This window comes from Brevibacterium yomogidense (assembly GCF_900163715.1).
GTDB classification, from domain to species: domain Bacteria; phylum Actinomycetota; class Actinomycetes; order Actinomycetales; family Brevibacteriaceae; genus Brevibacterium; species Brevibacterium yomogidense_A.
Genome location: NZ_FWFF01000016.1, coordinates 1 through 5,769 on the forward strand (window position 1 = coordinate 1; position 5,769 = coordinate 5,769).

Annotated in this window: 1 protein-coding gene and 3 rRNA genes; 3 read left to right on the forward strand and 1 reads right to left on the reverse strand. The window is 55.4% G+C overall.

The annotated features are described in order from the left end of the window. The coding region (locus FM105_RS14795) for a hypothetical protein (RefSeq protein WP_218777932.1) at nt 1-197 on the reverse strand (197 nt) is incomplete at its 3' end. 5 nt (nt 198-202) lie between these two features. Here FM105_RS14795 and FM105_RS08905 point away from each other — a divergent pair. The 3 genes from FM105_RS08905 (at nt 203) to rrf (ending at nt 5,694) form a co-directional block, all read left to right on the forward strand. Further along, nucleotides 203-1,731: ribosomal RNA gene (locus FM105_RS08905) — 16S ribosomal RNA — on the forward strand. Between the two features lie 480 nt (nt 1,732-2,211). Next, a 23S ribosomal RNA gene (locus FM105_RS08910) occupies nt 2,212-5,330 on the forward strand. Between the two features lie 247 nt (nt 5,331-5,577). Further along, nucleotides 5,578-5,694, forward strand: a 5S ribosomal RNA gene (rrf, locus tag FM105_RS08915). Together the 16S, 23S and 5S rRNA genes form the textbook arrangement of a ribosomal RNA operon. The last annotated feature ends 75 nt before the right edge of the window (nt 5,695-5,769 follow it).

Consider the following 5,769-nt stretch of genomic DNA (forward strand, 5'->3'; position numbering starts at 1 on the left):
GGAGAGCACCTTTCGGTGAGGGCTGGGCGTTGTTTGTGTCTGGTTGGATCGGTTTGTGTGTCTGTTCTTTGAGAACTCAATAGCGTGTTTGTTTGTTTTTGATGATGCCAGTTATTTATTTGCTGGGATTTCAATAATGTAGCTTTTTTAGCAGCTTGTTGATTTCTTGGCCAGGTGATTGACCTGTCTGAAAACATGTTTATTTTTGGAGAGTTTGATCCTGGCTCAGGACGAACGCTGGCGGCGTGCTTAACACATGCAAGTCGAACGCTGAAGCTCGCAGCTTGCTGTGGGTGGATGAGTGGCGAACGGGTGAGTAACACGTGAGTAACCTGCCCCTGACTGCGGGATAAGCCCGGGAAACTGGGTCTAATACCGCATATGACACTTGGCCGCATGGTCAGAGTGTGGAAAGTTTTTCGGTTGGGGATGGGCTCGCGGCCTATCAGCTTGTTGGTGGGGTAAAGGCCTACCAAGGCGACGACGGGTAGCCGGCCTGAGAGGGCGACCGGCCACACTGGGACTGAGACACGGCCCAGACTCCTACGGGAGGCAGCAGTGGGGAATATTGCACAATGGGGGAAACCCTGATGCAGCGACGCCGCGTGAGGGATGACGGCCTTCGGGTTGTAAACCTCTTTCAGTAGGGAAGAAGCCTTTCGGGGTGACGGTACCTGCAGAAGAAGTACCGGCTAACTACGTGCCAGCAGCCGCGGTAATACGTAGGGTACAAGCGTTGTCCGGAATTATTGGGCGTAAAGAGCTCGTAGGCGGTCCGTCGCGTCTGCTGTGGAAACGCAAGGCTCAACCTTGCGCGTGCAGTGGGTACGGGCGGACTAGAGTGCAGTAGGGGAGTCTGGAATTCCTGGTGTAGCGGTGAAATGCGCAGATATCAGGAGGAACACCGGTGGCGAAGGCGGGACTCTGGGCTGTTACTGACGCTGAGGAGCGAAAGCATGGGGAGCGAACAGGATTAGATACCCTGGTAGTCCATGCCGTAAACGTTGGGCACTAGGTGTGGGGCTCATTCCACGAGTTCCGCGCCGCAGCTAACGCATTAAGTGCCCCGCCTGGGGAGTACGGCCGCAAGGCTAAAACTCAAAGGAATTGACGGGGGCCCGCACAAGCGGCGGAGCATGCGGATTAATTCGATGCAACGCGAAGAACCTTACCAAGGCTTGACATACACCGGAATGTGCCAGAGATGGTTCAGCCCTTTGGGCTGGTGTACAGGTGGTGCATGGTTGTCGTCAGCTCGTGTCGTGAGATGTTGGGTTAAGTCCCGCAACGAGCGCAACCCTCGTTCTATGTTGCCAGCACGTGATGGTGGGAACTCATAGGAGACTGCCGGGGTCAACTCGGAGGAAGGTGGGGATGACGTCAAATCATCATGCCCTTTATGTCTTGGGCTTCACGCATGCTACAATGGTCGGTACAAAGGGTTGCGAGACCGTGAGGTGGAGCGAATCCCAGAAAGCCGATCTCAGTTCGGATCGTAGTCTGCAACTCGACTACGTGAAGTCGGAGTCGCTAGTAATCGCAGATCAGCAACGCTGCGGTGAATACGTTCCCGGGCCTTGTACACACCGCCCGTCAAGTCACGAAAGTCGGTAACACCCGAAGCCGGTGGCCCAACCCTTGTGGGGGGAGCCGTCGAAGGTGGGACTGGTGATTGGGACTAAGTCGTAACAAGGTAGCCGTACCGGAAGGTGCGGCTGGATCACCTCCTTTCTAAGGAGCATCACAGAACCACCTGCGCACTTTGTGTTGTGGGTGGGTGTGGCCACGTGCATGCCGTTCGTGTGTGCAGTGGTTGCTCATGGGTGGAACATCATCAGATTCTTCCTGCGTCTACTGGCCCTGTGTGGTTGGTGGGTGTGGGGCAAACACGCTGTTGGGTCCTGGGAGAACAGGCCCCTGCAGCTCTTTCTGCATTCCGCATGTGTGTGGGTGTGGTGAGGGTCTGTGGGTGGTGTGTGTGTCTCTCGTGGCCGGCTCTGTTCATGGGCTCCCGCGTTGGTGGGGGTGTGTGGGTGGGTGTCTGGTTGTGGATCTGGTTTTTTCATAGTGGACGCGAGCATCTGGGCATCATGACTGTGCCTCATCCTTGTTGGGTGGGTGTGGTTGTGGTGTTCTGTGTAATTTTTGTTGTTGTTGTGTTTCTTGTGTTATCCGACTCGCGCTGCCCGTATGCACTGTTGTGTGGTGGTGGTGTGAGTGTTCAAGAGCGCATGGTGGATGCCTTGGCATCAGGAGCCGATGAAGGACGCGGTAATCTGCGATAAGCCTCGGGGAGTTGATAAACGAACGGTGATCCGAGGGTGTCCGAATGGGGAAACCCCGCGGCATGTTATGTGTCGTGACCCGCATCTGAATATATAGGGTGTGTGGAGGGAACGTGGGGAAGTGAAACATCTCAGTACCCACAGGAAGAGAAAACAATTGTGATTCCGTTAGTAGTGGCGAGCGAACGCGGACCAGCCTAAACCGTGTGTGTGTCAAGCGTGCTGGTGTTGCATGCGCGGTGTTGTGGGGTTGCCCGTCTTTCTCCAGCATGAGGGAGACGCGTTGTGGTGGTTGTAGTCGAACACGGTGGGAAACGTGACCGTAGTGGGTGAGAGTCCCGTAGGCGAAACAGCTGTCAGGCGTGTGTGGTGATACCCGAGTAGCACGGGACCCGTGAAATCCCGTGTGAATCTGCCAGGACCACCTGGTAAGGCTAAATACTTCCTGATGACCGATAGCGGATAGTACCGTGAGGGAATGGTGAAAAGTACCCCGGGAGGGGAGTGAAATAGTACCTGAAACCATGCGCTTACAATCCGTCAGAGCCTCCTTGTTGGGGTGATGGCGTGCCTTTTGAAGAATGAGCCTGCGAGTTAGCGGCACGTGGCGAGGTTAACCCTTGGGGGGTAGCCGTAGCGAAAGCGAGTCCGAATAGGGCGATTGAGTCGCGTGTCCTAGACCCGAAGCGGAGTGATCTAGCCATGGGCAGGGTGAAGCGATGGTAAGACGTCGTGGAGGCCCGCACCCACTTCAGTTGAAAATGGAGGGGATGACCTGTGGTTAGGGGTGAAAGGCCAATCAAACTCTGTGATAGCTGGTTCTCCCCGAAATGCATTTAGGTGCAGCGTTGTGTGTTTCTTGCCGGAGGTAGAGCTACTGGATGGCCGATGGGCCCCACCGGGTTACTGACGTCAGCCAAACTCCGAATGCCGGTAAGTGTAAGCATGGCAGTGAGACTGCGGGGGATAAGCTTCGTAGTCGAGAGGGAAACAGCCCAGACCACCAACTAAGGCCCCTAAGCGTGTGCTCAGTGGGAAAGGATGTGGAGTTGCGAAGACAACCAGGAGGTTGGCTTAGAAGCAGCCATCCTTGAAAGAGTGCGTAATAGCTCACTGGTCAAGTGATTCCGCGCCGATAATGTAGCGGGGCTTAAGCACACCGCCGAAGTTGTGGCAGTACCACGCGTATCCGAGCCGACACTCCTTGTGGGTGTTTGGTTGAGGTGTGGTATTGGGTAGGGGAGCGTCGTGTGGCCGGTGAAGCTGCGGGGTGACCCAGTGGTGGAGGCTATGCGAGTGAGAATGCAGGCATGAGTAGCGAAAGAAGGGTGAGAAACCCTTCCGCCGGATGACCAAGGGTTCCAGGGCTAGGCTAATCCGCCCTGGGTAAGTCGGGACCTAAGGCGAGGCCGACAGGCGTAGTCGATGGACAACGGGTTGATATTCCCGTACCGGCGAAGAACCGCCCATACCGAGGCATGTGATACTAACCTTCTGATGTTCCTCCCTGACCTTCGGGTCGGGGTGTTGGATTGAGGAAGGGACCTGAGCGTGTAGTAGGTAAACGTATTAACAGGTGTGACGCAGGAAGGTAGCCGGGCCGCGCGATGGTAGTCGTGGTCTAAGGTTGTAGGACTCCTGGTAGGTAAATCCGCCGGGTTTGTGTCTGAGAGCTGATGGGCGCCCACTTTGGTGGGTGATCCGGTGATCCTATGCTGCCGAGAAAAGCATCGACGTGAGGTTCCAGCCGCCCGTACCCTATTACCGACTCAGGTGGTCAGGTAGAGAATACTAAGGCGATCGAGATAATCGTGGTTAAGGAACTCGGCAAAATGCCCCCGTAACTTCGGGAGAAGGGGGGCCATCCTGGTGATCCATCTTTGCGGTGGTGAGCTGGTGGTGGCCGCAGAGACCAGGGAGAAGCGACTGTTTACTAAAAACACAGGTCCGTGCGAAGACGTAAGTCGATGTATACGGACTGACGCCTGCCCGGTGCTGGAAGGTTAAGAGGACCTGTTAGACCACTTGTGGTCGAAGCGGAGAATTTAAGCCCCAGTAAACGGCGGTGGTAACTATAACCATCCTAAGGTAGCGAAATTCCTTGTCGGGTAAGTTCCGACCTGCACGAATGGCGTAACGACTTCTCCACTGTCTCAACCACGAACTCGGCGAAATTGCACTACGAGTAAAGATGCTCGTTACGCGCAGCAGGACGGAAAGACCCCGAGACCTTCACTATAGTTTGGTATTGGTGTTCGGTATGGCTTGTGTAGGATAGGTGGGAGACTGTGAAGCATGCACGCTAGTGTGTGTGGAGTCATCGTTGAAATACCACTCTGGCTATGCTGGATTCCTTAACTTCGGGCCCTGATCGGGTCCAGGGACAGTGCCTGATGGGTAGTTTAACTGGGGCGGTTGCCTCCTAAAGAGTAACGGAGGCGCCCAAAGGTTCCCTCAGCCTGGTTGGCAATCAGGTGTCGAGTGTAAGTGCACAAGGGAGCTTGACTGTGAGACGGACGTGTCGAGCAGGAGCGAAAGCTGGGACTAGTGACCCGGCCGTGGATTGTGGAATCGCGGTCGCTCAACGGATAAAAGGTACCTCGGGGATAACAGGCTGATCTTGCCCAAGAGTCCATATCGACGGCATGGTTTGGCACCTCGATGTCGGCTCGTCGCATCCTGGGGCTGGAGTCGGTCCCAAGGGTTGGGCTGTTCGCCCATTAAAGCGGTACGCGAGCTGGGTTTAGAACGTCGTGAGACAGTTCGGTCCCTATCCGCTGCGTGCGTAGGAAATTTGAGAAGGGCTGTCCTTAGTACGAGAGGACCGGGACGGACGAACCTCTGGTGTGCCAGTTGTACCGCCAGGTGCATGGCTGGTTGGCTACGTTCGGGAAGGATAACCGCTGAAAGCATCTAAGCGGGAAGCCTGCTTCAAGATGAGATTTCCTTTGAGGTGCCCTGTAGACCACAGGGTTGATAGGCCAGATGTGGAAGCGCAGCAATGCGTGGAGCTGACTGGTACTAATACACCGATCACTCATCCAAGTACACTCCTTTCAAAAGGGGAGTGTGGCCCCCACACTTTTCAGTGGGGTGGTTGCGGGTCGGGTAACACGAGTTAAACACTCAACAACATTGTTTTTTTACTGCGTCACACAGAATCCCCCGTTTCGGTGGGTTTGTGTGTGGTGTGTTCGCGTCCACGTATGAATTGACTTTGGTCCACCATCCCCTGGTGGTTTGTGGGGGTGTGTGAGGCATTGTGCACACGCGCGCGTGTGTCCCGTGTTTTTGCGGTGGTTATAGCGGTAGGGAAACGCCCGGTCCCATTCCGAACCCGGAAGCTAAGCCTGCCAGCGCTGATGGTACTGCACTCGATAGGGTGTGGGAGAGTAAGTCACTGCCGCAATATTCTTTGTTTGGTTGGTTGAGGGTCTGAGGGTTTGAGCGTTGCTCACCTTCAGGCCCTCAACCCATTCACAAG